This is a genomic window from Streptomyces sp. NPDC002209, from assembly GCF_042890265.1.
Lineage (GTDB): Bacteria > Actinomycetota > Actinomycetes > Streptomycetales > Streptomycetaceae > Streptomyces.
In genome coordinates this window covers 195,226-221,056 of sequence record NZ_JBIARX010000001.1, presented here as the reverse complement: position 1 = coordinate 221,056, position 25,831 = coordinate 195,226, and the positions used below count along the sequence as shown (strand labels likewise).

Annotated in this window: 26 protein-coding genes, 1 tRNA gene and 1 pseudogene; 16 read left to right on the top strand and 12 right to left on the bottom strand. The window is 73.4% G+C overall.

The window, feature by feature from the left end; genetic code table 11:
- Positions 1–19: 19 nt before the first annotated feature.
- Both ACFYXK_RS01050 and ACFYXK_RS01045 read right to left on the bottom strand, forming a co-directional pair.
- Positions 20–748 carry a VWA domain-containing protein gene (locus ACFYXK_RS01050; protein ID WP_389409238.1) on the bottom strand — a complete coding sequence of 243 codons (729 nt, stop codon included), beginning with the start codon at positions 746–748 and terminating at the stop codon, positions 20–22.
- Between the two features lie 71 nt (positions 749–819).
- Positions 820–1,422 carry a PadR family transcriptional regulator gene (locus ACFYXK_RS01045; protein WP_389409237.1) on the bottom strand — a complete coding sequence of 201 codons (603 nt, stop codon included), beginning with the start codon at positions 1,420–1,422 and terminating at the stop codon, positions 820–822.
- Positions 1,423–1,501: 79 nt separating this feature from the next.
- Here ACFYXK_RS01045 and ACFYXK_RS01040 point away from each other — a divergent pair, with 79 nt between their 5' ends.
- Both ACFYXK_RS01040 and ACFYXK_RS01035 read left to right on the top strand, forming a co-directional pair.
- The gene (locus ACFYXK_RS01040) at positions 1,502–2,245 is read left to right on the top strand and encodes a glucose 1-dehydrogenase (RefSeq protein ID WP_389409236.1); all 744 of its coding nucleotides are present in this window, start codon (positions 1,502–1,504) and stop codon (positions 2,243–2,245) included.
- A complete protein-coding gene (locus tag ACFYXK_RS01035; RefSeq protein ID WP_389409235.1) occupies positions 2,242–3,120 on the top strand; it encodes an alpha/beta hydrolase in 879 nt (292 codons plus the stop codon). The genes ACFYXK_RS01040 and ACFYXK_RS01035 overlap by 4 nt, the downstream gene beginning before the upstream one ends.
- A 16-nt stretch (positions 3,121–3,136) precedes the next feature.
- Here the strand turns inward: ACFYXK_RS01035 and ACFYXK_RS01030 are convergent.
- Positions 3,137–3,211: transfer RNA gene (locus ACFYXK_RS01030), tRNA-Ala, on the bottom strand.
- 66 nt (positions 3,212–3,277) lie between these two features.
- Between ACFYXK_RS01030 and ACFYXK_RS01025 the strand changes: the two genes are divergently transcribed.
- Positions 3,278–3,595: a hypothetical protein gene (locus tag ACFYXK_RS01025; RefSeq protein ID WP_389409234.1), complete on the top strand. Its 318-nt coding sequence runs from the start codon at positions 3,278–3,280 to the stop codon at positions 3,593–3,595.
- A gap of 99 nt (positions 3,596–3,694) precedes the next feature.
- The gene (locus ACFYXK_RS01020) at positions 3,695–4,432 is read left to right on the top strand and encodes a class I SAM-dependent methyltransferase (RefSeq protein WP_389409233.1); all 738 of its coding nucleotides are present in this window, start codon (positions 3,695–3,697) and stop codon (positions 4,430–4,432) included.
- Between the two features lie 50 nt (positions 4,433–4,482).
- Here ACFYXK_RS01020 and ACFYXK_RS01015 read toward each other — a convergent pair whose 3' ends face one another.
- Positions 4,483–5,484: an acyl-CoA dehydrogenase family protein gene (locus tag ACFYXK_RS01015; protein ID WP_389409232.1), complete on the bottom strand. Its 1,002-nt coding sequence runs from the start codon at positions 5,482–5,484 to the stop codon at positions 4,483–4,485.
- The gene (locus ACFYXK_RS01010) at positions 5,484–6,629 is read right to left on the bottom strand and encodes an acyl-CoA dehydrogenase family protein (RefSeq protein ID WP_389409231.1); all 1,146 of its coding nucleotides are present in this window, start codon (positions 6,627–6,629) and stop codon (positions 5,484–5,486) included. Before ACFYXK_RS01010 ends, ACFYXK_RS01015 begins: the two co-directional genes overlap by 1 nt.
- A gap of 87 nt (positions 6,630–6,716) precedes the next feature.
- Between ACFYXK_RS01010 and ACFYXK_RS01005 the strand changes: the two genes are divergently transcribed.
- The 5 genes from ACFYXK_RS01005 to ACFYXK_RS00985 all read left to right on the top strand — a co-directional run bounded on the left by ACFYXK_RS01005 (position 6,717) and on the right by ACFYXK_RS00985 (position 11,526).
- Positions 6,717–7,514 (top strand): SDR family oxidoreductase, encoded by a 798-nt coding sequence (locus ACFYXK_RS01005; RefSeq protein ID WP_389409230.1) that lies wholly within the window; start codon positions 6,717–6,719, stop codon positions 7,512–7,514.
- Positions 7,515–7,529: 15 nt separating this feature from the next.
- Complete coding sequence (locus ACFYXK_RS01000) at positions 7,530–8,165, top strand: TetR/AcrR family transcriptional regulator (protein ID WP_389409229.1); 636 nt, start codon at positions 7,530–7,532, stop codon at positions 8,163–8,165.
- Between the two features lie 19 nt (positions 8,166–8,184).
- On the top strand, positions 8,185–9,342 hold the full coding sequence (locus ACFYXK_RS00995; RefSeq protein WP_389409228.1) for an acetyl-CoA C-acetyltransferase: 1,158 nt from the start codon (positions 8,185–8,187) through the stop codon (positions 9,340–9,342).
- A gap of 226 nt (positions 9,343–9,568) precedes the next feature.
- On the top strand, positions 9,569–9,775 hold the full coding sequence (locus ACFYXK_RS00990) for a cold-shock protein (protein ID WP_030292052.1): 207 nt from the start codon (positions 9,569–9,571) through the stop codon (positions 9,773–9,775).
- A gap of 101 nt (positions 9,776–9,876) precedes the next feature.
- Positions 9,877–11,526 (top strand): DEAD/DEAH box helicase, encoded by a 1,650-nt coding sequence (locus tag ACFYXK_RS00985; RefSeq protein ID WP_389409227.1) that lies wholly within the window; start codon positions 9,877–9,879, stop codon positions 11,524–11,526.
- Between the two features lie 99 nt (positions 11,527–11,625).
- Here the strand turns inward: ACFYXK_RS00985 and ACFYXK_RS00980 are convergent, their stop codons facing one another.
- The 5 genes from ACFYXK_RS00980 to ACFYXK_RS00960 are packed head-to-tail and all read right to left on the bottom strand — an operon-like array spanning position 11,626 to position 16,089.
- Entirely contained in the window at positions 11,626–12,558 is a 933-nt protein-coding gene (locus tag ACFYXK_RS00980; protein WP_389409226.1) for a tyrosine-protein phosphatase, read from the bottom strand.
- A 31-nt stretch (positions 12,559–12,589) separates the two neighbouring features.
- A complete protein-coding gene (locus ACFYXK_RS00975) occupies positions 12,590–13,699 on the bottom strand; it encodes an NAD(P)H-dependent flavin oxidoreductase (RefSeq protein WP_389409825.1) in 1,110 nt (369 codons plus the stop codon).
- Between the two features lie 22 nt (positions 13,700–13,721).
- Positions 13,722–14,471, bottom strand: a complete 750-nt coding sequence (locus ACFYXK_RS00970; RefSeq protein WP_389409225.1) for a CoA-transferase subunit beta — start codon at positions 14,469–14,471, stop codon at positions 13,722–13,724.
- Positions 14,468–15,319, bottom strand: a complete 852-nt coding sequence (locus ACFYXK_RS00965) for a CoA transferase subunit A (protein WP_389409224.1) — start codon at positions 15,317–15,319, stop codon at positions 14,468–14,470. The genes ACFYXK_RS00970 and ACFYXK_RS00965 overlap by 4 nt, the downstream gene beginning before the upstream one ends.
- Positions 15,316–16,089 (bottom strand): enoyl-CoA hydratase family protein, encoded by a 774-nt coding sequence (locus tag ACFYXK_RS00960; protein WP_389409223.1) that lies wholly within the window; start codon positions 16,087–16,089, stop codon positions 15,316–15,318. The genes ACFYXK_RS00965 and ACFYXK_RS00960 overlap by 4 nt, the downstream gene beginning before the upstream one ends.
- A 56-nt stretch (positions 16,090–16,145) precedes the next feature.
- On the opposite strand from ACFYXK_RS00960, the gene ACFYXK_RS00955 reads away from it, so the two are divergent.
- Both ACFYXK_RS00955 and ACFYXK_RS00950 read left to right on the top strand, forming a co-directional pair.
- A complete protein-coding gene (locus tag ACFYXK_RS00955) occupies positions 16,146–16,910 on the top strand; it encodes an SDR family oxidoreductase (protein WP_389409222.1) in 765 nt (254 codons plus the stop codon).
- A 1-nt stretch (position 16,911) separates the two neighbouring features.
- The gene (locus ACFYXK_RS00950) at positions 16,912–17,820 is read left to right on the top strand and encodes an SDR family oxidoreductase (protein WP_389409221.1); all 909 of its coding nucleotides are present in this window, start codon (positions 16,912–16,914) and stop codon (positions 17,818–17,820) included.
- 16 nt (positions 17,821–17,836) lie between these two features.
- Here ACFYXK_RS00950 and ACFYXK_RS00945 read toward each other — a convergent pair whose 3' ends face one another.
- The gene (locus tag ACFYXK_RS00945) at positions 17,837–18,319 is read right to left on the bottom strand and encodes a MarR family winged helix-turn-helix transcriptional regulator (RefSeq protein ID WP_389409220.1); all 483 of its coding nucleotides are present in this window, start codon (positions 18,317–18,319) and stop codon (positions 17,837–17,839) included.
- A 108-nt stretch (positions 18,320–18,427) separates the two neighbouring features.
- On the opposite strand from ACFYXK_RS00945, the gene ACFYXK_RS00940 reads away from it, so the two are divergent.
- The gene (locus ACFYXK_RS00940; RefSeq protein WP_389409219.1) at positions 18,428–19,903 is read left to right on the top strand and encodes an MFS transporter; all 1,476 of its coding nucleotides are present in this window, start codon (positions 18,428–18,430) and stop codon (positions 19,901–19,903) included.
- Between the two features lie 226 nt (positions 19,904–20,129).
- On the opposite strand, the gene ACFYXK_RS00935 is transcribed toward ACFYXK_RS00940, so the two are convergent.
- On the bottom strand, positions 20,130–21,023 hold the full coding sequence (locus ACFYXK_RS00935) for a hypothetical protein (protein WP_389409218.1): 894 nt from the start codon (positions 21,021–21,023) through the stop codon (positions 20,130–20,132).
- 134 nt (positions 21,024–21,157) lie between these two features.
- Between ACFYXK_RS00935 and ACFYXK_RS00930 the strand changes: the two genes are divergently transcribed.
- The 4 genes and pseudogenes from ACFYXK_RS00930 (at position 21,158) to pepN (ending at position 25,662) form a co-directional block, all read left to right on the top strand.
- Positions 21,158–21,940, top strand: a complete 783-nt coding sequence (locus ACFYXK_RS00930; RefSeq protein WP_389409217.1) for a S1 family peptidase — start codon at positions 21,158–21,160, stop codon at positions 21,938–21,940.
- A 145-nt stretch (positions 21,941–22,085) separates the two neighbouring features.
- Positions 22,086–22,403, top strand: a pseudogene (locus tag ACFYXK_RS00925) (response regulator transcription factor); the annotation flags it as partial.
- 363 nt (positions 22,404–22,766) lie between these two features.
- Positions 22,767–23,105 carry a chorismate mutase gene (locus ACFYXK_RS00920; protein WP_389409216.1) on the top strand — a complete coding sequence of 113 codons (339 nt, stop codon included), beginning with the start codon at positions 22,767–22,769 and terminating at the stop codon, positions 23,103–23,105.
- A gap of 46 nt (positions 23,106–23,151) precedes the next feature.
- On the top strand, positions 23,152–25,662 hold the full coding sequence (gene pepN, locus ACFYXK_RS00915; RefSeq protein ID WP_389409215.1) for an aminopeptidase N: 2,511 nt from the start codon (positions 23,152–23,154) through the stop codon (positions 25,660–25,662).
- The last annotated feature ends 169 nt before the right edge of the window (positions 25,663–25,831 follow it).

The window sequence follows — 25,831 nt, the reverse complement described above, 5'->3', positions numbered from 1 at the left end:
TGGCGCCGACAGCCGCCGCTCAGGCGCGCACGATGCCCGCCGCGCGGGCCGACGCCAGCCAGGACGGGAACTCCATGACCAGCCGGTCGAACAGCACCGAGTCCGGCACCTCGCGCGGGTTCGGCCCCGCGTGGAAATAGCCCGCGTTGTCCACCACCCGCCGGGCCGGCACGGGCAGTTCGTCCAGCCGGCGCAGGAAGTCGAACTGCGTGCTGCGCGTCTGGCCGAAGCCGACGAACTGCCAGAACAGCGGGAGCCGGGCCGCCTTGCACAGGTACCTCTCCGCCGCCGTCTTGTTGATCGGGCCGCCGTCCGTCTGGAAGACGACCAGAGCGGGTTTCGCCGACCCCGAATCCAGATAGTGGTCGATCACCGCGTCCATCGCCGCGTGGTACGCCGTCTTGCCCATGTGGCCCAGGCGGGAGGCGATCTCCGCGATCCGGCCCTGGTGCCCGGCGAGCGGGATCTCCTCCACCGCGTCGACGTCGGTGGAGAAGAACACCACCGGCACGCGGCCGTCGTCGTCGAGGTGCGCGGACAGGCCCAGCACCCGGTCGGCGAGCGCCTGCACGGTGCCGTCCTGGTAGTACGGGCGCATCGACCCCGAGTAGTCCAGGACCAGGTAGACCGAGGCGCGCCCGCCCTCCAGTCCGTGCTTGCGGAGCGAGACACCCGCGCTCTTGTAGAGGCTCACGAGCGCCGGAGCGGTCGCTTCCATCTTGCGGAGGTCGATCGCGCTGCCCGTCATGCGCCCGAGGGTACGTCAGCCCCCGGCGGTGCGACCCCGGCGTACGGCAGCGGGCCACGGCGCACCCGCGGCTACGCGCGCTCGTCCGCAGGCCCGGCGACGTGGCCGGGCTCCGGCCCCGCGAGGTCGTCGAGCATGGCGGCCGCGAGGTCCCGCTCGGAGGCGTGGTGGCGCTCGGCCCACTTGAGGGTGAGCGCCGGGTAGGCCCAGGCGGGCTCGTCCTTCGCGCTCTCCCCGTCGGCCACCGCCGCCAGCCGCATCCGCTCCGCGGACTCCTGGTGACGGAGCAGGACCTCGCGCATCTGCCCGGGCTCCAGCAGGTGGCCCAGCCACAGCCGCAGCATCGGCCCGTGCTTGAGGACGGGCGGGTCGACCGGGGTCTCGCGTGCCCACGCCCGCACGGCCGCCATGCCCTCGGCGGTGATCCGGTACACGCGTTTGTCGCGGGTGCCGGTCTCCTGGGCGACCAGTCGGGAGGAGGCGTAGCCGGTCTTCTCCAGGCGCTTGAGCTCGCTGTAGATCTGGCTGAAGGAGGGGCTCCAGTAGAAGAAGCGCAGCGAGCGGTCCGACCACTTCTTCAGGTCGTAGCCGGAGAGCTCCTCTCCGAAGGAGAGCAGTCCGAGCACCGCCCAACTGGTCGCCGGGAGCGGGTGCTTGTTCGTCTCGTCTGCCACGCACCGCAGTCTACGACCGGTCTCCGCGGCACCCTTCCTCCCTTCGGGTATGGCTGCTAGAAGTATTCCTATTAGGGATATGGGAGGGGTGTGGCGGGTGATCTCGCTGGACGGGAAGGTCGTCGTCGTCACGGGCGGCGGACGCGGGCAGGGCGCGGCGGAGGCCCGGCTGTGCGCGGAGGCCGGCGCGCGGGTGGTCGTCACGGACGTACGGGAGGAGGAGGGCCGGGCGGTCGCGTCCTCGCTGGGGGACCAGGGGCTGTACGTACGGCACGACGTGGCCGAGGCGGACGGCTGGGCGGAGGTCGTACGGGAGGCCGTGCGCGCCTTCGGCACGGTCTCGGCGCTGGTCAACAACGCCGCGGTGTGGCGCACGGCCCACGTGGAGCGGGAGCGGCCCGAGGAGTTCGAGGCGCTGCTGCGGGTGAACCTGCTGGGGCCGTTCCTGGGGATCCGGGCGGTGGCGCCGGTGCTGCGGGCGGCCGGGGGCGGCTCGATCGTGAACATCTCCTCGACGGCCGGGCTGGTCGGGATCCCGGGCCACGCGGCCTACGGGGCGAGCAAGTTCGGGCTGCGCGGGCTGACCCGGTCGGCGGCGCTGGACCTGGCGGGGGACCGGATCCGGGTCAACTCGGTGCATCCGGGGGCGATCGACACGCCGATGATCTCCGCGGTCTCCGGGCAGGACTGGTCGCACGTGCCGCTGGGGCGGATGGGGCGGCCGCAGGAGGTGGGGGAGCTGGTGCTGTTCCTCTGCTCGGACGCGTCCTCGTACGTGACGGGCGCGGAGTTCGCCGTGGACGGGGGGATGACGACGCGATGAGCGACTCCCTCTCGCCCGCGGCCCGGGCGCTGTGCGAGGCGATGGCGGCGGCGTTCCCGGGGCCGGGGGACGTGACGGCCCTGCGGGCGGCGGCCGGGGGCGGCCGCTCGACGGGCCCGGAGGTGGCCTCGGTCCGGGACGGCGACGCCTCGGGTGTCCCGGTCCGCATCTACGACCCGGCGCCGGGCTCGGCGGGCCGCCCCCTGGCGGTCTGGTTCCACGGCGGCGGCTGGGTGATGTGCGGGCTCGACACCCATGACGCGGTGTGCCGCTCGCTGGCCGCGGGCTCGGGCGCGGTGGTGGTCTCGGCCGGCTACCGCCTCGCCCCGGAACACCCCTGGCCGGCGGCGCCGGACGACGCGCTGACCGTACTGCTGTGGGCGAGGGAGCGGGCGCTCGCGCTGGGCTGCGATCCGGGCCGGGTGGTGGTGGCGGGGGACTCCAGCGGGGGCAACCTGGCGGCGGTGACGGCGCTGCGGGCGCCCGAGCTGGTGGCGGGCCAGCTGCTGGTCTATCCGCCGCTGGACGCCCAGATGGCATCCGCCTCGGTGTCGCCGTACGGGGAAGGGTACTTCCACACCGCGGCGCACATGGCCTTTTACTGGGAGCAGTACGGCGGCGACCCCGCGCATCCGCACGTCTCGCCGCTGCGGGCCCCCGACCTGTCGGGCCTGCCGCGCACGCTGCTGGTGCTGGCCGACTGCGACCTGCTGCGGGACGAGGGGCTGGCGTACGCGCGCCGGCTGGGCGCGGCGGGGGTGGACTGCGCGGTCCACCTGTACCCGGGGGTCTTCCACGGGTTCCTGGGCCTGCCGCTGCCGGCCGGGCGGGCGGCCCTGACGGCCGCGGCGTCCTGGCTGCGGGCCGTGGAGTAGTGGAGTGGAGGGGCGGGGCGGGGCGGCCGGATTCGAACCGGCGTCCTCCTCCATGCTGTGTAGGCGCACTACCTCTGTGCTACGACCCCGCCTTGCCGTGGATCTTAGACGCGGACCCGGCCGGGACGCACGCGGTTATTCCCGGCATGATGTGCTCATGTCGATGTTGCTCCGCAACGTGCTCGTCCTGGCAGTGGAGTTCGGCGCCGCGCTCCTGCTGCGCGAGCCGGACGCACCCTGGATCCCGGTGCTGCTGGCCGTGTTCGTCGTCGGCTCGGGCGTACTGCACGGCACCGAGGCCGAGTTCGTGCCGCGCTTCCTGGTCGCGCTGGTCGCGGTCGGCATCGCCGAGCTGGGCAGCCGCGCCTGGGCCTCGCCGGACGCCGTCCCCACGGCGGGAACGGGGGCCGCGATCCTCCTGGCCGTCCAGACGCTGGTCCTGATCCGCCACTCCGTCCGCCGCCGACGCGCCTGAACCGGAACCTGCCGGTCGGGCGGGCGCGGCCGAGTCCAGGGCCGACCGAACCGGCGGGAAGGCCTGGCCCGGCGGCCGGAGATCGAAAACAATGGCGGTATGACGTCCACGCCGCCCCGCAGCCGTTCCCGGTCCTTCGACACCGCCGCCCCGCTGTACTCGGCGAACCGGCCCGGGTATCCCGCGGAGCTGTTCGACGCCCTCGAGGTGCTGGCCGGGCGCGGGCTGCGGGGGGCCAGGGTGGCCGACGTCGGGGCCGGGACCGGGATCGCCACCGGGCTGCTGCACGCCCGCGGGGCGGACGTCGTCGCCGTCGAGCCGGGCGACGGCATGGCCGCCGAGTTCCGGCGCGCGAACCCCGGCATCCCGCTCGTGCGCGGGGACGGCGACCGGCTGCCGCTCGTCACCGCCGGGTTCGACCTCGTCACGTACGCCCAGGCCTGGCACTGGACCGACCCCGCCCGCTCCGTCCCCGAGGCCCGCCGCGTGCTGCGCCCCGGCGGCGCGCTCGCGCTCTGGTGGAACGACATGGACACCGCCGTGCCCTGGATCGCCGCGCAGGACGAGCGGATCCGGGCCCTGTTCGACGCCGACGGGGTCACCTTCCGCGGCCTGCCGGCCGAGCCGGCGTTCACCACCCGCGAGGTGCGCTGGTCGCGCCGGATCCCGCTCGACGTCCACCTCGCCAACCACGCCAGCCACTCCGCGTTCCTGATGCTCGGCCCCGACGGCACACGGGAGTTCCTCGACGCCGAGCGGGCACGGCTGACCCCGCTGTTCCCCGACGGGACGGTCGAGGAGCGCTACGTCGTCACGCTCAGCGTGGCCCTCGTCTGAGACGCGGTCGCCCGCGTGAGCACCGCTCTCGCAAGGTACTGCCGCTCTCGCTACCGTTCGCGGTCCTGGAGCACCGCCGCCCGGCACGCCGACGGTGAGCCCCATGCATCGCGCAGCGGCCGCGCCTTGCGCAGCCACAGGGAGAGGTCGAGCTCCTCCGTGTAGCCGACGGCCCCGTGCAGCTGCAGCGCCGTCATGGCCGCCGCGTACGCCGCCTCGCCCGCGGCCAGTTTCGCCGCCGCGACCTCCCACGGCGCCAGGCCCAGCGCCGCCGCCCACACCAGCGGCCGTGCGAACTCGAGGGCCAGCAGCGTGTCCGCCAGCCGGTGCTTGACCGCCTGGAAGCCGCCGATCGGCGCGCCGAACTGCGTGCGCTGCTTCACGTACTGCACCGTGCGCGCCAGCAGGGCCTCGCCCACCCCCAGGCACTGCGCCGCCGTCAGCAGCCGCGCCCAGCCCAGGGCCGTCCCCGCCGCCTCCAGCACGGGGGGCCCGGCGGCCAGCAGCTCGCCCTGCGCCGCGGGCCGGGACAGCCGGCGCGCCGGGTCCGTGGACCTCAGCGGTTCCCCCGCGCCACCCGCCAGCCTGAGCTCGCCCGCCCGCGACACCGTGAAGCAGTACGTCGCCGCGTCCGCGTCCAGTACGTACGGACCCCCGCCCGGCAGCGCCAGCGAGGCCAGGGCCTCGCCCGCCACCAGCCCCGGCAGGAAACGCTTCGCAGGCCCCTCCTCCCCGGCCTCCCCCAGCGCCGACAGGAGCACGGCCGCCGCAGCCGTCTCCACCACCGGGCCCGCCACCCCCGCCCGCCCCAGCTCCACGAAGCCGAGGGCCAGCTCCACCGGCAGCAGCCCCAGCCCACCCAGGTCGCCGTACGCCTCGTCCGCCGCCAGCGCGAACAGGCCCGTCCCCGCGAGCCGCGACCACAGCGCCCGCCCCGGCCCGTGGTCCCCGGCGCCCCAGGCCCGTACGGCCGCCGGCACGTCCGAGGCGCCGAGCAGGCCGTGCAGGGCACGGGCGAAGTCCGACTGTTCCGCGGTCGGCAGGAAGCGCATCAGCGGCGGCCCTTCGGGAGGCCGAGCAGGCGCTCGGCGATGATGTCGCGCTGGATCTCGTTCGTGCCCGCGTAGATCGGCCCGGCCAGCGAGAAGACCCAGGGCTCCGCCCACGCGCCCTCCGCCAGCTCCGCGTCCGCGCCCAACAGGTCCAGCGCCGTCTCGTGCAGGGCGATGTCGTACTGCGACCAGAACACCTTGTTCAGGCTGGACTCGGCGCCGATGCGCTCGCCCGCCGCGAACCGCGAGGCCCCGGCCCAGGTGAACAGCTCGTACGCGCGCGCCCCGACCACCGCGTCCGCGACCCGGTCCCGCAGCGCGGTGTCCGCCGGATCCCCGGCCGCCCGCCACAGCCCGACCAGCCGGTCCGCCGCCGCGAGGAAGCGCCCCGGTGAACGCAGCGTCAGCCCGCGCTCGTTGCCCGTCGTCGACATGGCGATCCGCCAGCCCTGCCCCGGCTCCCCGATCACGTCCGCGTCCGGTACGAAGACCTCGTCGAGGAAGAGCTCGGCGAACGCGGGCTTGCCGTCCAGCCGGCCGATGGGCCGCACCGTCACCCCCAGCGCCCGCAGGTCGAACATCAGGTACGTCAGCCCCTGGTGCGCTCGCGCGGCCCCCGGGTCGCTGCGGAAGATGCCGAACGCCCGGTCCGCGAACGCCGCCCGCGAGGACCAGGTCTTCTGCCCCGACAGCAGCCAGCCGCCCCCGGTGCGCACGGCCCGCGACGTCAGCGAGGCCAGGTCGGAGCCCGACTCCGGCTCCGACCAGGCCTGCGCCCAGATCACCTCGCCGCTCGCCATCGGCGGCAGCACCCGCGCCCGCTGCTCGGGCGTCCCGTGCTCGAAGAGGGTCGGCGCGAGGAGGCTGATGCCGTTCTGCGAGACCCGGCCGGGCGCGCCCGCCGCCCAGTACTCCTCCTCGAAGACCAGCCACCGCTCGATGTCCACGCCCCGGCCCCCGTACTCCTCGGGCCAGGACACCGCCGACCAGCGGTCCGCGTGCAGCCGCGCCTCCCACTCCCGGTGGGCCGCGAAGCCCTCCGCCGTCTCCAGGGAGGGGAGGGGGGAGCGCGGGACGTGGCCGGCGAGCCATGCGCGCGCCTCGGCCCGGAAGGCCTCCACCTCCGGTGCGTGGGTCAGGTCCATCAGCTCTTCGCCTCCGTCGCAGGGGCCTGTGCGCCGGTTCCCCCAACAGTGTTCCCTAACAAGTGTTTGGTAGGTTAACGTACGACCATGAGCCTGAACACCCCCAACACCCCCGGCTACGTGCCGGGTCACGGGCTGCTCCAGGGCCGCACCGCCGTCATCACCGCAGCCGCCGGGGCCGGGATCGGCGGGGCCACCGCCCGCCGCTTCCTGGAGGAGGGCGCCCGCATCGTCATCGGCGACGCGCACGCCCGCCGCCTGAAGGAGACCGAGGGCACCCTGGCCGCCGAGTTCGGCGCCGACCGCGTCGCCTCGCTCCCGTGCGACGTCACCGACGAGGACCAGGTCCGGGCCCTGTTCGCGCTCGCCGAGCAGACCCACGGCCGCCTGGACGTCGTCGTCAACAACGCCGGCCTCGGCGGCACCGCCGCCCTCGTCGACATGACCGACGAACAGTGGGGCAAGGTCCTCGACGTCACCCTGAACGGCACCTTCCGCTGCACCCGCGCCGCCCTGCGCTCGATGAAGGCCTCCCGGCGGGGCGGGGTCATCGTCAACAACGCCTCCGTCGTCGGCTGGCGCGCCCAGACCGGCCAGGCCCACTACGCCGCGGCCAAGGCCGGCGTGATGGCGCTGACCCGCTGCGCGGCGCTGGAGGCGGCCGAGTTCGGCGTACGCATCAACGCGGTCGCCCCGAGCCTGGCCATGCACCCGCACCTCGCGAAGGTCACCAGCGAGGAACTGCTGCGCGAGCTGACGGCCCGCGAGGCCTTCGGCCGCTACGCCGAGCCGTGGGAGGTCGCCAACGTCATCGTCTTCCTGGCCAGCGGCTACTCGTCGTACATGACCGGCGAGACCGTCTCGGTCAGCAGCCAGCATCCGTAGCCCCAGAATGGGCCCGTGCCAACGAACAAGCCGAAAGCCACACCGTCAGCCAAGAAGCCCCAGGTGAGCGCCTCGCCCGAGCGCCGACGCGAGCTCCTCGACACCGCCGCGGAGGTCTTCGCCGCGCAGGGCTACAACGCCACCACCGTCCGCAAGATCGCCGACGCCGCCGGCATGCTCGCCGGCAGCCTCTACTACCACTTCGATTCCAAGGAATCGATGCTCGACGAGATCCTCTCGGCCTTCCTGAACGAGCTCTGGCAGGGCTACGACACCGTCCTCGCCGCCGGCCTGGGCCCCCGGGAGACCATCGAGGCCCTCGTCACCGAGTCCTTCCGGGAGATCGACCGGCACCGCGCCGCCGTCGCGATCTACCAGAAGGAATCCCGCGCCCTGTCCGTGCAGCCCCGCTTCCACTACCTGTCCGACTCGCAGCAGAAGTTCGAGAAGGCCTGGCTGGGGACGCTGGAGCGCGGGGTCGCCGCCAAGGTCTTCCGGGCCGACCTCGACATCCGCCTCACCTACCGCTTCGTCCGCGACACGGTGTGGGTGGCGGCGTCCTGGTACCGGCCGGGCGGACAGCACAGCCCCGAGGAGATCGCCCGCCAGTACCTCTCGATGGTGCTGGACGGGATCGCCGTGCGCACGTAACCCGATCCGAGGAGTCCCGATGCCCGAGGCCTACATAGTCGAAGCGGTACGCACCCCCGTGGGGCGGCGAGGGGGCGGCCTGTCCGCGGTCCACCCGGCCGACCTCGGCGCGCACGTCCTGAAGGCACTGGTCGAGCGGTCCGGGGTGGACCCGGCCGCCGTCGAGGACGTGGTCTTCGGCTGCCTGGACACCGTGGGCCCGCAGGCCGGGGACATCGCGCGCACGGCGTGGCTGGCGGCGGGGCTGCCGCAGGAGGTGCCGGGCGTCACGGTGGACCGCCAGTGCGGCTCCTCGCAGCAGGCCGTCCACTTCGCGGCGCAGGGCGTGCTCTCCGGGACCCAGGACCTGGTCGTCGCCGGCGGGACCCAGAACATGTCGATGATCCCGATCGCCTTCGCGTCCCGGCAGGCGGCAGAGCCGCTCGGTCTCACGCAGGGCCCGTACGCGGGCAGCGAGGGCTGGCGGGCCCGGTACGGGGACGCACCGGTGAACCAGTTCCACGGCGCGGAGCTGATCGCGCAGAACTGGGGCATCACGCGCCGTGACATGGAGGAGTTCGCGCTGCGGTCCCACCGGCGGGCCCTGCGCGCGATCGACGAGGGCCGCTTCGCGCGCGAGACCGTCGGGTACGGGGACGTCCGGGTCGACGAGGGCCCCCGGCGGGACACCACCCCGGAGAAGATGGCGGGCCTGAGGCCGGTGGTCGAGGGCGGCACGATCACGGCGGCCGTCTCCTCGCAGGTCTCGGACGGCGCGGCGGCGATGCTGATCGCCTCCGAGCGGGCGGTCGCCGAACACGGCCTGCGTCCGCGGGCCCGCATCCACCACCTGTCCGTACGCGGAGAGGACCCGATCCGCATGCTGTCGGCGCCGATCCCGGCGACGGCGTACGCGCTGAAGAAGACCGGCATGTCGCTGGACGACATCGACCTGGTGGAGATCAACGAGGCGTTCGCCCCGGTCGTCCTGGCCTGGCTGAAGGAGACCGGAGCCGACCCCGAACGGGTGAACGTCAACGGCGGGGCCATCGCGCTGGGCCATCCGCTGGGCGCCACGGGAGTGAAACTGATGACCACGCTGCTCCACGAGCTGGAGCGGACGGGGGGCCGCTACGGGCTGCAGACCATGTGCGAGGGCGGCGGCCAGGCCAACGTCACCATCATCGAGCGGCTGTAGCCGCCCGGCCCCGGCGCCCTGACCGGGGGCTCCGCCCCCGGTCCCGCGCAGGTCGTGCGCCGAAGGGGCTGGGATGCCCGCGCCGAGGTGTGCTAGCTTTAGCAGCGTTGCAGTTGTGGTACCCATGAACTTTATGTGCGCCTGACGGGAATGTTCCTCAGGCGCTTTTATTGTTTTGCCGGACTCTCCGGATGGGGCCCTTTGCCGCCTATTCAGGAGATTTAAAATGGCACTTGGCACCGTGAAGTGGTTCAACTCGGAAAAGGGCTTCGGCTTCATCGAGCAGGACGGTGGCGGTCCGGACGTGTTCGCCCACTACTCGAACATCGCCACCCAGGGCTTCCGTGAGCTCACCGAGGGTCAGCGCGTCTCGTTCGACGTGACCCAGGGCCAGAAGGGCCCCCAGGCGGAGAACATCCTCCCCGCCAACTAAGTACTTCAGCATGCCGGGGTCCGCACCGCGAGGTGCGGGCCCCGGCTTGTCTGCTGTCTCGACCTTTGTTTTACCTGCCGGTTTCAGGAGGGCTTTCTCGCATGACCAGCTCCAGCTCCGCACGACCCAGCCGCCGCCCCACCCGGGGTCGAGGTGCGGCTCAGGGACGTCCGAAGGCTGGCGCGGGACGGCAGAAGTCCGCCCCCGTCGCCCGGCCCCAGGAATTCACCATGCCCGAACCGCTGACCCCGGCGCTGCCGCCGGTGGCCGCGTTCGAGGACATGGACATGCCCGAGGCGCTGCTGAAGACCCTCGCCGCCCAGGGCGTCACCGAGCCGTTCCCGATCCAGGCCGCGACGCTGCCGAACTCGCTCGCCGCCCGTGACCTGCTCGGCCGCGGGCGCACCGGCTCCGGCAAGACGCTGGCCTTCGGCCTGGCGCTGCTGGCCCGCACCGCCGGCCGCCGCGCGCAGCCGAAGCAGCCGCTCGCGCTGGTCCTCGTACCGACCCGTGAGCTCGCGCAGCAGGTGACCGACGCCCTGGCCCCGTACGCCACGGCCGTCAACCTGCGCACCACGACCGTCGTCGGCGGCATGTCGATCAACCGGCAGTCCGGGGCGCTGCGCCGCGGCGCCGAGGTGCTCGTCGCCACCCCCGGCCGTCTGAAGGACCTCATCGACCGCGGTGACGCCGACCTCTCCCAGGTCGCGATCACCGTCCTCGACGAGGCCGACCAGATGACCGACATGGGCTTCATGCCGCAGGTCACCGCGCTGCTCAAGCAGGTCCAGCCCGAGGGCCAGACCATGCTGTTCTCGGCGACCCTCGACAAGAACATCGACAAGCTCGTCAAGATGTTCCTGCACGACCCGGTCGCCTTCTCCGTCGACCCGTCCGCCGGCGCGGTCAGCACGATGGAGCACCACGTCCTGTACGTCATGGACGAGACCGACAAGAAGGCCGTGGCGACGCGCATAGCCGCACGCGACGGCCGGGTGATCATGTTCGTGGACACCAAGCGCGGTGTCGACCGCATGGTCAAGAAGCTCCTCGCGGACGGCGTCCGCGCCTCCGGCCTGCACGGCGGCCGCTCGCAGCCGCAGCGCAACCGGACCCTGGACTGGTTCAAGACGGGCGAGGTCACCGCGCTGATCGCCACCAACGTGGCCGCCCGCGGCATCCACATCGACGACCTCGACCTGGTCGTCAACATCGACCCGCCGACCGACCACAAGGACTACCTGCACCGCGGCGGCCGTACCGCCCGCGCCGGCGAGTCCGGCAGCGTGGTCACCCTGGTGCTGCCCGACCAGAAGCGGGACATGACCCGCCTGATGTCGGACGCCGGGATCTCTCCGCGCACCGCGCAGATCAAGTCCTCCGACGAGGAGCTCTCCCGGCTCACCGGCGCCAAGGAGCCCTCGGGCATCCCCGTGGTGCTCGAGGTGCCGCAGCAGCAGGCCCCGGCGGGCCGGCGCTCCGGCGGCCAGGGCGGCGGCAGCGGCCGTTCCGCGAACCCGCGCCGTCGCTCCGGCGGCGGCTCCTCGGCCGCACAGGGCGGCGCTGCGCCGGCCGGCGGCGGCGAGGGCCGTCCGCGCCGGGCCCGTTCCGGCGCAGGCCAGGGTGGCGGCCAGGGCGGCGCCCGCGGTCAGGGCGGCGGCGGCCAGGGCGGTGCCCGCTCCGCAGGTGCTCCGGCCGGTGCGCGTCGCCGCTCGGGCGGCGGGCGTCCCGCGGCGGGGCGTACGAGCTGACACCTCGGGGCTTCGACGCCCTGAGGTGGTGACAGGTGTTCCGGTACGCCGGGCAGCGCGAGGTGCGCTGCCCGGCGTTCTGCCGTCCGGGCCGCCGTTCTACCGCACCAGCCTGGTCTGGAGCCCGGCGAGCGTGCGCAGGTCCAGGCCGAGGCCGTCCGTGAGGTAGCCGTAGAAGCCGCCGTAGTCCGCGGCCAGTTGCGCGGTCGCCGCGTCCAGGTAGTCCTGGCGGACCTCCTGGAGCGGGATCAGCAGGTCCGGGTTCTGCATCCGCCCGGACTGCTTCAGGCCCGCCCGCACCTGCGCGTCGTACGCGGCGCGGAACGTGTTCGACGCGAGGTAGTCGCGCTCGGCGGTCTCCTCGGGGACGGCCAGGGCGCGGAGCAGGACGTAACTCATCCAGCCCGTCCGGTCCTTGCCCGAGGTGCAGTGGAACAGGAGCGGGCCCTGGCTGCCGTCCGCGATCTCCCGCAGCGTCGCCGCGAACTGCGCCCGGTTCTCGGGGCTCGTCACGAAGGTGCGGTAGATGTCGCGCATGTAGGCCTCGGCGCGGCCGCCTCCCAGCATCTGCTCCTGCGTGGCGGGGTCGCCGCTGGAGATCGCGCCGACGAGCGTCCCGTACAGGCCGAGGTCGCTGACGGGGCGGGAGGTGGCGGTGAGCCCCGCGGGCAGCCGGTCGGCGCCGTCGTACTGGAGCTCCATGGGGATGCGGAAGTCGACGACCCTGCCCAGGCCGAGACCGGAGACGGTGGTGACGTCTCCTTGCGTCAGCTTGCCGAGGGCGTCGGAGCGGTAGACCAGACCCTGGCGGACCTGGCCGCCGGTCCAGGTGCGGTAGCCGCCCAGGTCGCGGAGGTTGACCGCGCCCTGGAGGGGGATCTGGCGCGTCGTTTCCGCCTGCTGGTGGTACCGGCCGGCGGTGGTGGCGCCCGCCGCCGGCGCGGCGTACGCGGCGGAGGCGGCGGGCAGGGCGGCGACGGCGAGAGCGGAAGCGAGCACCGCGGTCACCAGACGGATTCGGGCACGGCTCATCGGTGGCGACTCCTGAGGGGGAGAAGGGGGATCACCCTGGTGGTGGCAGGGCGTCGAGCGGGTGCGGATGAGGGTGCGGATGCGGATGTTCCCCGTGCCGGCGTTCCAGCCGGGCCAGCACGGTGTGTGCCTCGGCCATGACGCGGGAGACGAGCTCCGCACACGACGGCAGATCCTCGATCACCCCCGCGACCTGGCCCGATGCCATGACACCGAGGTCCGTACGGCCCTCGACCATGGACGCCTTGAGGAGCATGGGGGTGTTCGCGGCGAGCAGGACCTGGCTCCAGGACAGGTCCTTGCCGTGTTTCATCGCGAGGCCGTCGCGCACCATCTGCGGCCAGGACAGCCCGGAGAGCTTGCGGAAGGCGGCCGCGTGCCGGACCGCCCGCGCCAGGGCGCGGGTGCGGCCCGCCCGCTCGAGGGAGGCGACCAGCTCGGTACGGAGCATCCGGTGCGGCAGCCCGTCCACGGCCGTCGTCACGGTGACGTCCTTGACGCCTGCCGCCAGGTACCGGGCCTTGACCGCGTCGGGGACGGTGGAGTCCGAGGTCAGCAGGAAGCGGGTGCCCATGGCGATGCCCGCGGCCCCGTACGACAGGGCGGCGACCAGCCCGCGGCCGTCGTGGAAGCCGCCGGCCGCGACCACCGGGATGTCCACCGCGTCGACCACCTGGGGCAGCAGCACCGTCGTGGCCACGTCACCGGTGTGCCCGCCGCCCTCGCCGCCCTGCACGATCACCGCGTCGGCCCCCCACGCCGCGACCTTCTCGGCGTGCCGCCGGGCCCCGATCGACGGGATCACCACCACGCCCGCGTCCTTGAGCCGGCCGATCAGCTCCTTCGACGGCGCGAGCGCGAACGAGGCGACCCGTACGCCCTCGTCGATGATCAGCCGGACGCGCTCGGCGGCGTCCCCGGCGTCCGCACGGAGATTGACCCCGAACGGGGCGTCCGTACGGGACCTGACCTCGCGGACCGCCGCACGCAGCTCGTCCACGGTCATCGTCGCCGAGGCGAGGATGCCCAGGGCGCCCGCGTTGGCGGCGCCGGAGACCAGCCGGGGGCCCGCCACCCAGCCCATGCCCGTCTGCACGATCGGGTGCTCGACACCGACCAGCCTGGTGAAAGCCGTCTCCATCGACTTCGACGTCGCCATCGCCTCAGACCCGCACTTCCCGGTCGCGCAGCCCCTTCGGGTCGATCACCTCGCGGATCAGCCGCAGTTCTTCGGCGGTCGGCTCCCGCGTGTACGCGACGGCCTCGCCGTCCGCGGAGTCGAGCGCCAGGTCGAACCCGGTGGCCGCACGGACCTGCTCGACGGTGACGCCCGGGTGGAGGGAGGCCAGGCGCATCGAGTGGTCCGGGCCGGTGAAATCGAAGACGCCGAGATCGCTGACCACCCGCGGGAGCCGGTGGAAGCGGGTCACCCCGGCCGCCTCGGCCCGGTCGTAGCCCACCCCGCTCACCATGTCGACGCGCTCGACGAACACCCGCGGGGAATGCTTCGGCACCCAGTAACTCACCGGGTTGTTCAGGGTGTTGACCGGCGCGCCGCGCACCCCGAGGAGCTGGCGGGCCGGCCGGGCCCAGTCGCCGATGCAGGAGATGTTCTGGTTGCCGAAGCGGTCGATCTGGCTGGCGCCCATCATCACGTGCCGCCGCCCGCCGGTGACCATCGTGAGGTGGCGGCGGTAGGGGAGCCAGCCCTCGGCCTCGCCGTCGAGGCCGACGAGCAGGGCCTCGCCGTCGGTCAGGAGGAGGTCGGGCGAGAAGGTCCGCTTCGCCAGCCGGGCCCCGAACGACGGGATCAGGCCCATCGGGCTGGCGAGCACCTCGCCGTTGCCGCGCCAGGCCTCGGCGCACGCGATCACGCAGTACTCCGCACGGGAGGCGGCCGTCGCTGTGCTCATTTCTGCTCCTCGTGCCAGGCCTGGACGGCCGACTGGTAGGCGTGCTCGCTGCCGCCGGAGAGGAAGCGCGCGCAGAACTCCGGCCAGGGGGTGGTCGCGTACAGCTTCTGGAAGGCCTCGTCGCGCCCGTGGTCGGGGACGCAGGAGGTGAAGTGCGCCCCGTTCGGGGTCTCGACGACACCGGTCACGGAGTGCCGGCTGACCAGCAGGGACTGCGGGGGCCCGGCCTTGGAGAGCTCGGCGGTCTCCACGAGCTGCTCGCAGGAGAGGTACGCGGCGTCGGCGGCTTCGCAGAACAGGTCGTCGAAGTACGGGTCCGGGCCCAGGTACTGGCCGTTGCCGAGGCGGTCGGCGCGGCCCAGGTGCACCAGCGCGGCGTCCATGCGCAGGGCGGGGACGGCGACGAGCTCCTCGCCGTCGGCGTAGGGGGAGGTGACGGTCCGCAGCTCGGGGTTGACCCGCATGACGTCGGAGCCGAGGCCGGCGCGGACGGGGAGGAAGGGGAGCCGGTTCGCGGCGGCGTGCAGGCCCCACATGAACATGGCCTCGTCGAGCTCGGTGAGGGTGAAGGCGCCGCTCTCGCGGGCCGCCCGGAAATGCGGCTCCAGCGGGATGGAGTCGAGCGTGGCGAAGGGGGCGACGAGCCTGCGGATCCGGCCGGCGGCAGCGAGGAGGCCGACGTCGGGGCCGCCGTACGAGATCACGGTGAGATCGGTGATCTCGGAACGGAGCAGTGCCCGCACCAGGGCCATGGGCTTGCGCCGGGACCCCCAGCCGCCGATGCCCAGGGTCATCCCGCTGCGCAGCCGGCCGACCACCTCTTCGGGGGTCATCGTCTTGTCGGTCATGAGCGCTCCTTCCCTGCGGGCTCTGCCTCGGCGGGTTGTCCGAAGGTGTCGCGGACCCGGTCGGCCACCCCGCTGAGGTTGGCCTCGAAGGTGAACCCCTGCTCGAAGCGGTAGCTGCGCCGCACGTCGACGGGGTCGATGCCGTTGATGGCCGCCTTGGCCAGCCGGATCAGGTAGCCGTCCTTCTGCGCGATCTCGGCGGCCAGTGCGAGGGCCGCCGCCCGCAGCTCCGTCCGCGGGACCACCCGCCACACCGAGCCGTGCGCGTGCAGTTCGGCGGCGGTGGCGGTGCGCGAGGTGTAGTAGAGGGCGCGCATCAGGTGCTGCGGGACCAGGCGGGCCAGGTGGGTGGCGGCGCCGAGGGCGCCGCGGTCGAGCTCCGGCAGGCCGAAGGTCGCGTCCTCGCTCGCCACGATCGCGTCGGCGTTGCCGGCGAGGCCGATGCCGCCGCCCAGGCAGAACCCGTGCACGGCCGCGACGACGGGCACCTCGCACTCGTACACGGCGGCGAAGGCCTCGGCGCAGCCGCGGTTCGCGCCGATCAGGGCGGCGTGGCCGGTGTCGCGCTGCATCTCCTTGATGTCGACGCCGGCGTTGAAGCCGCGCCCCTCGGCGGCCAGCACGACGCACCGGGTCTCGGGATCGCGGCCGGCCGCGCGCAGGGCGTCGGCGAGGTCGTACCAGCCCTGCACGGGAAGGGCGTTGACGGGCGGGAAGTCGACGGTGACGAGTGCGATGCCCTTGCCGGGGCTTGAGGTGGAGACACCCATGACAGGATCAGCTACCTTTCCACCAAACATTTGTTAGGTGAGGAAGGTAGCAGCCTATGGAGCTCGACGGGAGGGTCGTCGTCGTCACCGGCGGAACCCGCGGCGTCGGCGCCGGCATCGCCCGGTCGTTCCTCGACGCGGGCGCGCAGGTCGTCGTCTGCGCCCGCCGCCCGCCGCGCGAACCGGTGTGCGCGGACGGGCGCACGGCCGCGTTCTGCGCCCTGGACCTGCGCGATCCGGCCGCCGTGCAGGAGTTCTTCGACGGGGTCGGGCGCCGGTACGGGCGGCTCGACTGCCTGGTGAACAACGCGGGCGGGACCCCGTACCGGCTGCTGGGGGAGGGCGGGGCGGAGCGGCACGCGCGCGTCGTCGCGCTGAACCTGGTGGCGCCGCTGACGGCCTCGCTCGCGGCGTACCCGCGGCTGCGCGAGGCGCACGGCTCGGTGGTGATGATCGGCAGCGTCAGCGGGACCCGGCCCTCGCCCGGGACGGCCGCGTACGGGGCGGCGAAGGCGGGGCTGGAGAACCTGGCCCGGTCCATGGCCGTGGAATGGGCGCCCGAAGTACGGGTGAACTCGCTCGTGCTGGGCATGGTGCGGACCGAGCTCGCGCACCTGCACTACGGGGACGAGGCGGGGATCGCGGCCGTGGGCGCGACGGTCCCGCTGGGGAGGCTGGCGCAGCCCGCGGACGTCGGGGCGGCGGCGGTGTTTCTGGCCTCCGACCGGGCGGGGTATGTCAGCGGGGCGAGCCTGCTCGTGCACGGGGGTGGGGAGCGTCCGGCGTTCCTGGATGCGGCAACGGTCAACAAGGAGGACTGAGATGGGACTTGCCGAGGGTCGTGTGGTCATCGTGACGGGCGCGGGGCGGGGGCTGGGCCGGGCCCACGCCCTGGCCTTCGCGGCGGAGGGGGCCAAGGTCGTGGTCAACGACCTGGGCGTGGGCCTGGACGGGCAGCCGGGGGAGGACAGCCCGGCCGGGCAGGTGGTCGCGGAGATCCGGGCGCTGGGCGGCGAGGCGGTGGCGCACGGCAAGGACATCGCGTCCCCCGAGGGGGCGTCCTCGCTGGTCGGGGCGGCCCTGTCGGCGTTCGGCCGGCTGGACACGCTGGTCAACAACGCCGGGTTCCTGCGGGACCGGATGCTGGTCAACCTGGAGGAGGCCGACTGGGACGCGGTGATGCGGGTGCACCTGAAGGGGCACTTCCTGCCGCTGAAGTACGCGGCGGCGCACTGGCGGGCCGAGGCGAAGGCGGGCCGGCCGGTGGCGGCCCGGGTGGTCAACACCTCCTCGGGGGCGGGCCTGCTGGGCTCGGTCGGGCAGGGCAACTACAGCGCGGCCAAGGCGGGCATCCTCGGCATGACGCTGGTGGCGGCGGCGGAGATGGGCCGGTACGGGGTCCAGGTCAACGCGATCGCCCCGGCGGCGCGGACGCGGATGACGGAGCAGGCGTTCGCCGAGACCATGGCGGAGCCGGGGGAGGGCGCGTTCGACGCGATGGCCCCGGAGAACGTCTCGCCGCTGGTGGTGTGGCTGGGCTCGGACGCCTCGGCGGGGGTCACGGGCCGGGTCTTCGAGGCGGAGGGCGGCCGGATCACGGTGATGGAGGGCTGGCGCCCCGGCCCGACGGCGGACCGCGGAGCCCGCTGGACCCCGGCCGAGGCGGGCGAGACCGCGACGAAACTCCTCGCGGAATCCCAGCCCCCGCACCCGGTCTACGGGGCCGAGTAGTCCGGGCGGCGCAGGGTCAGGACTCCGACAGGCGGGCCGCCGCGCGCAGTTGGCGGGCGTTGGAGCCCTGGAGGAAGCGGATCACCGTTTCCAGTTCCGCCGTCGTGAACTCCTCGCACAGCTCCGCGACCTCACGGGCCCAGTCCTCGAACACCGGCCGGATCTGCGCCAGCCGCTCCGGCAGCGCCTCCACCAGGACCCGCCGCTTGTCCGTCGGGTGTTTGACCCGGCGGACACAGCCCTTGCGCTCCAGCCGGTCGACCAGGCCCGTCACCGAGGCCGGGGCCAGCCCCGAGTGCTGGGACAGCTCCTTCGCCGTCAGCGGGCCGCGCCGCATGAGCAGGTCCAGGGTCTTCGTCTCGGTGGCGCTGAGCCCCTGCTTGGCGGCGGCCGCCTCGTGGAACACCACGGTCGCCGCGCTCGTCTCGCGGCCCGTGCGGTTCAGCTCGGCCAGTACCGCTGCGCGGCGGGGGTCCGTCCGGTCCGTCTCGTCGCTCATGGCGTCCACGGTACCAAGTATTTAGTTCGGGCGAACGAAAGAGTTGTGATCATGCGTGTCTCCGTGTCAGTCTTTCGTTCGTCCGAACGAAATACTTTGGAGCCCGCCATGCCCGCGCCCTCGCCCGTGTCCCTGCCCGCGCCCGTGCCTGCGACCCCCCATCCACGCCGCTGGGCCGCCGCCGCCGTCATGATGGCCGCCGCACTCATGGACCTGCTCGACGTGACCGTCGTCAACGTCGCCATCCCCTCGATCGGCCGCGACCTGCACGCCTCGCAGAGCACCCTGCAGTGGCTCGTCTCGGCCTACCTCCTCGGCTTCGCCGCCACCCTGATCGTCTCCGGGCACCTCGGCGACCGGTACGGGCGCAAGGCCCTCTTCCTCGCCGGGACCGCCGGCTTCGGCCTCGCCAGCCTCGGCTGCGGCATCGCCCAGAGCCCCGGCCAGCTGATCGCCGCCCGCGCCGTGCAGGGCGTCATGGCCGCCCTGCTGATGCCCCAGGTGCTCGGCTCCTTCCGCACCCTGTTCCAGGGCAAGGAGCGCGGCGCCGTCTTCGGGATGTACGGGGCCGTCGGCGGCTTCGCCGCCGCCGTCGGACTGCTGCTCGGCGGCCTGCTCACCGACGCCGACCTGTTCGGCTGGGGCTGGCGGTCCGTCTTCCTCGTCAACGTGCCGGTCGCGCTGGCCGCGTGCCTCGCCGGAGCCGTCCTGGTCCCCGCCACCCGCGAGCGCGGCGCCGGCCGCCCCGATCTGGCCGGCAGCCTCGTCCTCGCCGGTGCCCTGATCGCCGTCGTGCTGCCGCTCGTCCGGGGCGAGGCGGCCGGCTGGCCGCTGTGGGGCTGGCTGTGCCTGGCCGCCGGGGTCCTCGCCCTCATCGGCCTCGGCGTACTCGAAGCCCGCCGCCGCGGCACGGCGACCGTGCCGCTGCTGCCCGCCCGCGCCTTCCGGCTCCCCGCCTTCTCCGTCGGCCTCGCCGTCCAACTGCTCTTCGCCGTCGGCATGCAGGGCTTCTTCCTGGTCTTCGCGCTATGGCTGCAGGGCGGCGAGGGCTACACCCCGATGCAGGCCGGCGTGCTCACCGTCGCCTTCTCCGCAGGCGGCTTCCTGACCGCCCCCGTCGCCGACACCCTCGCCGTCCGCTTCGGCCGCCTCGTGCTCGCCGGCGGCGCGCTGCTGATGGCGGGCGGCTTCGCCGGCGTCTGGTACGCCGTCTGCGCCTCCGCCGCCGCGCACACCGGTGCCTGGCCGCTCGTCCCCGGCCTGCTCGTCGCGGGCGCCGGACTCGGCTTCCTGGTCGTGCCGCTGGTCAACGTCGTCCTGTCCGCCGTCCCCGCCGACATCGCGGGCGGGGCCTCCGGAATCTTCTCCACCGCCCAGCAGTTCGGCGGCGCCCTGGGCGCGGCCGTCATCGGCAGCGTCTTCTTCGGCGCCCTCGCCGACGGCGGGCCCACGCACGCACTGACCACCGCCATGCCCTGGGTGAGCGCCGGATTCCTGCTCAGCGCGGTGCTCTGCCTGGCCCTGCCGCGCACGGCGGTGTCCCCCGAACCGGCGCCCTCGGACGCCGCGCCGCTGCCGGCGTAGCACCTGCCGGGGGAGCGGCCGGGGGAGCGGCCGGGTCCAGGGCCGGGCCGAGCTCCCGGGCGCGGGCCGGCACAGGGAACGGCCCCGGCCCCCTGGCGGGGGGGTCGGGGCCGGATCCTTCATTCGTGCGATGGGATATCACTACCCACGCCGGCCACGGCTTGAACCGCTCTCAGCCGACATCTTGTCCCTCGCCCGCGCCGCGTTCGCCGGGCCCCGGCTCCGGTCAGGTGTCGCAGTCCAGCACCGTGCGGCACAGCCCGCAGCGGGCGCGCACCGGCCCGCGGACCGGCAGCCGCAGCCGCTGCCCGCACACCGGGCACGGGAAGCTCACCCGAGTCCCCGCCGGGTGCTCCTCGAAACCGTACGAGGCCCCCGGCGCGGCGGCGCCCGCCCGCCGGTCCCGGGCATAGCGGCGCCGCTGCGCCCGGTCCGCCGCGGCCAGGGGGGCCCGGCGCAGCTCCCGCCCGGCGAGCGCGCGGCCGCGTACGTACGCCTCGTACGCCTGGGGGCTGGTGAACCAGGTGGAGGGGTCCTCGCCCCCGCCGGGCAGGAGGGCCCGCCGGGCGAGGACGTAGCCGAACTCCTCGGGGGTGAGGTAGCCGAGCTTCTGGTGGGTGAGCTCGTCCTCGCGGTAGGCGTCCAGGAGCAGCCAGCCGGCCCCGAGGTAGGCGGCGGCGGTGTCGGTGAGGATCTCGTTGTCGGCGGTGGCGGGGAAGCGCAGGTCCAGCCGGTGCAGCAGGACGTGCGTGACCTCGTGGGCCAGGGCGGCGGCCAGATCGCGGCGGTGGGTGCGGAAGCGGTCGTTCACCTCGATGAAGTACTCGGGACCCGCGGTCAGTTCCACCGTCGCGGCCTGCTCCATCGCCCGGAAGCAGACCACCATCCGGGCGTCGGGCAGCCGCAGCGCGCGCACGACCGCGGAGGCCACGCGGTGCGCGCCGAGGTGGAGGTCGTCGTCGGCGGTGAAGGCGGCGTCGGCGGGCGCGAGGCTCGTGTCGTAGGCCCGGATCCCCTCGTACGAGAGCCTGCGGAACAGCGCGGTGATCGCGGCGCGGACGGTGTCGAGATGGGGAAATCCGTGCTCGACCGGGCTGCTGAGCCTGCCGTTGTCCCTCATGCCGCCCCCCGCGCCGCGGATCGTCCCGCAGGTTGTCCGAAAACGCGTTCTTGTTGTCCGGTGAGAGGTGGGTGTGACATGTACGTGTCATTCACCCGATGACGCGCACAGCCCAACCCCCCACGAAAGGCAGTGTGTTGACCGTGTCCACCCTTGCCGCACTCATCAAGCGAACCCTCGCCGTCGGCGCAGTGGCCCTCGCCGCCGTCAGCCTCCAGCCCGGCGCCGCCAACGCCTCCCAGGCCCCCGTCGTCGGCGGCACCCGCGCCGCCCAGGGCGAGTTCCCCTTCATGGTCCGCCTCTCCATGGGCTGCGGCGGAGCCCTCTACACCCAGCAGATCGTCCTCACCGCAGCCCACTGCGTCAGCGGCTCCGGCAACAACACCTCCATCACCGCCACCGCCGGAGTCGTCGACCTCAACAGCTCCAGCGCCATCAAGGTCAAATCCACCAAGGTCCTCCAGGCCCCCGGCTACAACGGCAAGGGCAAGGACTGGGCCCTCATCAAACTCGCCAAGCCCGTCAACCTGCCCACCCTCAAGATCGCCGACACCAAGGCCTTCGACAACGGCACCTTCACCGTCGCCGGCTGGGGCGCCACCCGCGAGGGCGGCGGCCAGCAGCGGTACCTGATGAAGGCCACCGTGCCGTTCGTCTCCGACGCCAGCTGCCAAAGCTCCTACGGCAGCGACCTCGTCCCCGGCGAGGAGATCTGCGCCGGGCTGCCCCAGGGCGGCGTCGACACCTGCCAGGGCGACTCCGGCGGCCCCATGTTCCGCCGCGACAACAACAACGCCTGGATCCAGGTCGGCATCGTCAGCTGGGGCGAGGGCTGCGCACGGCCCGACTTCCCCGGCGTCTACACCGAGGTCTCCACCTTCGCCACCGCCATCAAGAACGCGGCCGCGACCCTCTGAGCCCCACCCTTCGTCCTTCCGGCCGAGCACACCCGGGCCGGAAGGACGAAGCACGGCGCACCGTACGCACACGACGTCGCCCGGAACGGCACACGGCCGGAACACCGCCGCCCCGGCCCCGCCCGGTTGCGCGGGCGCACACCCGCCGGACGTCCTCCTCCTCGACATCCGCATGCCGAAGCCCGACGGCCTCGAGGCCACCCGGCGACTCGCCGGCCGGGACGGTCCGCGCATCGTGATCGTCACCACCTTCGACCTCGACGAGTACGTCCACGCCGCGCTCCACGGAGGAGCATCCGGCTTCCTCCTGAAAGACGCCAGCCCCGCGATGCCGGTTGAGGCGGTCCGCGCGGCAGCCGTAGGAGACTCCCTCGTCTCACCCGCCATCACCGTACGACTGCTGCGCGAAACGGCCCCCCGGGCCGGCGCCGCCCAGGCGGCCCGCCGGCCCGCCGAACCCCTCCTCTCCCAGGTCCTGCTCCGCGCCCCCGCCCGCACCGCCGCGGCAAGCACGCCGCCACCGCCACCGCCGTCCGCATCGGCCTGCGCACCGTCCCCGCCGGACTGGAGATCCGTATCGCCGACGACGGAGGCCGCCCCGCCCGCCTCTCCGACAACGCCCGCGGCGGCGGCTACCGCCTCGCCGGCATGATCGAACGCGCCGAAGCCCTCGGCGGCTCCCTCACCGCCGGCCCCGCCCCCCCCGAAGGAGGCTGGCCGGTCACAGCCGTCCTATCCCTGTGACCGGCCGGCTTCGGACACCCATCCGTCTCACGGACCGGCTCACCCGGGAACCACACCCGAACGCCACGTATTCTCGGGAACCATGAACAACAGCGCCCCCGACGAAGCCGCCGCGACCGGCGCCATCGACGAGAACGTCGCCGCCGAGCTGGCCCGCCTGCGCGACAGCATCGACAACATCGACGCGGCCGTCGTCCACATGCTCGCCGAGCGTTTCAAGTGCACCCAGCAGGTCGGCCACCTCAAGGCCAAGCACCAGCTGCCCCCGGCCGACCCGACCCGCGAGGCACGCCAGATCGCCCGGCTCCGCGAACTCGCCGAGAACGCCAAACTCGACCCGGCATTCGCCGAGAAGCTCCTCAACTTCATCATCGCCGAGGTCATCCGCCACCACGAGACGATCGCTGCGGGCGAAGAGTAGGCGAGCACGGACGACCGGGGCCCACCCTTCGGGCAGCATGGGCCCCATGTCCGCACTGACGCGCAACGAAGCGCAGCTCCGAGCACAGCTCCTCGACGTCCACCACTACGCCGTCGCCCTCGACCTCACCGGCGGCGACGACACCTTCGAATCCACGACCGTCATCCGGTTCACCGCCCGCACCGCCGCGGACACCTTCGTGGAGCTGAAACCGGACGAACTGCACTCCGCCGAACTCGACGGCAGCCCCCTCGACCCGGACTCCCTCGCCGGCAACCGCCTCCCCCTCACCGGCCTCGGCGAAGGCCCCCACGAACTGCGCATCGCCACCCGCATGCGCTACTCCCGCACCGGCGAAGGCCTCCACCGCTTCACCGACCCCGCGGACGGCGAAACGTACGTCTACACCCAGATGTTCATGGACGACATCCAGCGCGTCTTCCCGGCCTTCGACCAGCCCGACCTCAAGGCCGTCTTCGAGTTCACCGTCACCGCCCCCGCCCACTGGACCGTCCTCGCCAACGGCATCACCGAACGCATCGACGACCGCACGGGACACCCGTCCGGCGACGCCGGCATCTGGAAGTCCGCCCCCACCCCCGTCATCTCCACCTACCTCGCCGCCGTCGCCGCCGGCCCCTGGCACAGCATCCGCACCGAACACGCCGGACTCCCCTTCGGCATCCACTGCCGCCAGTCCCTCGCCCCCCACCTCGACGCCGACGCCGAGGAAATCCTCTCCGTCACCACCGACTGCTACGACCGCTACCACGAGAAGTTCTCCGAGCCCTACCCCTTCGACTCCTACGACCAGGCCTTCGTCCCCGAATTCAACGCCGGCGCCATGGAGAACCCCGGCCTCGTCACCTTCCGCGACGAATTCGTCTTCCGCTCCGCCGTCACCGACACCGAACGCCAGACCCGCGCCATGGTCATCGCCCACGAGATGGCCCACATGTGGTTCGGCGACCTCGTCACCCTGCGCTGGTGGGACGACATCTGGCTCAACGAGTCCTTCGCCGAGTACATGGGCTACCAGACCCTCACCGAAGCCACCCGCTTCACCGGCACCTGGACCGAATTCGGCGTCAACCGCAAATCCTGGGGCTACGACGCCGACCAGCGGCCCACCACCCACCCCGTCGCCCCCGACCCCGACGCCGTACCCGACACCGCCAGCGCCCTCCTCAACTTCGACGGCATCTCCTACGCCAAGGGCGCCTCCGCGCTGCGCCAACTCGTCGCCTGGCTCGGCGAGAAGGACTTCCTCGCCGGCATCAACACCCACTTCACCCGCCACAAGTTCGCCAACGCCTCACTCGCCGACTTCGTCGAATCCCTCGCCGCCCACACCGACCGCGACGTCCACGCCTGGGCCGACATCTGGCTGCGCACCACCGGCATCGACACCCTCACCCCCCGCATCGAGGAAAGCCACGGCGGCTGGACCCTCACCGTCGACCACCACGGCACCCGCCCCCACCACATCGCCGTCGGCCTCTACGACCGCGACCCCGACAACACCCTCGAACCGCGCGAACTCCTCACCGTCGACGTCCCCTCCGAAGAGATCGTCTCCGTCAGCGGACCCCGCCCCGCCCTCCTCGTCCTCAACGACGGCGACCTCAGCTACGCCAAGGTCCGCCTCGACGACACCTCCCTCGAGACCGCCCTGCGCAAGCTGTCCGACGTCCCCGGCCCCCTCACCCGGGCCGTCGTCTGGAACTGCCTGCGCGACATGGTCCGCGACGGCGAACTCGAACCCGCCGCCTACCTGGCCACCGCCGGCGCACACCTGCCCCAGGAAGCCGACCTGGCCATCGTCCAAGGCGTCCTCGCCTTCGCCCGCCACCACATCATCGACCGCTACCTCGCCCCCGAAGACCGCACCGAAGCCCTCGCCACCCTCACCCTCATCGCCCGCAGCCTGCTGCGCCGCACCGAGGACGGCTCCGACCCCGGACTGCGGCTCGCCGCCGTCCGCGCCCACATCGACGCCGCCACCCAGCCCGACACCCTCGCCGCCTGGCTCGAGGACGACACCGTGCCCGGCGGCCCCGAACTCGACCCCGAACTGCGCTGGCGCATCCTCGCCCGGCTGTCCGTCCTCGGCGCCGTCGGCGAGCGCGAGATCGACGCGGCCCTCGCCGCCGACCCCAGCGCCACCGGCGAGGAAGGCGCCGCCCGCTGCCGCGCCGCACTCCCGACCACCGAGGCCAAAGCCGCCGCCTGGGAGCGCCTCTTCCACGACGACTCCCTCTCCAACTACCTCTTCAGCGCCACCGCCCAAGGCTTCTGGCAGCCCGAACAGGCCGACCTCGTACGGGACTACGTCCCCCGCTTCTACACCGACGCCATCGCCCTGGGCGCCCGCCGCGGCCCCGCCATCGCCGAAGCCGCCGGCCGCTACGCCTTCCCCGGCCACGCCGTGGACGAGGACAACCTCGAGGCCGGCCACACCGCCCTCGCCGACCCCTCCATCGTCCCCGCCCTGCGCCGCAAGCTCGTCGACCAGCTCGACGACCTGGCCCGAGCCCTCCGCGTCCGCGCCTCCTGACACACCACGCCGCGCCGCCACCCCCGGCCGCCGCCCCCGCCGACACCGGCCGGGGCGGCGGCCGGCCCCGTTCCGGCCCGGGCCGCCCGGCGAGCCGCTCCTCCAGCGCCGAGCGGAAAACAACATCCGGACAAACCCCGGCGGTTACCCCGTTCGGGCCTGATCGTTG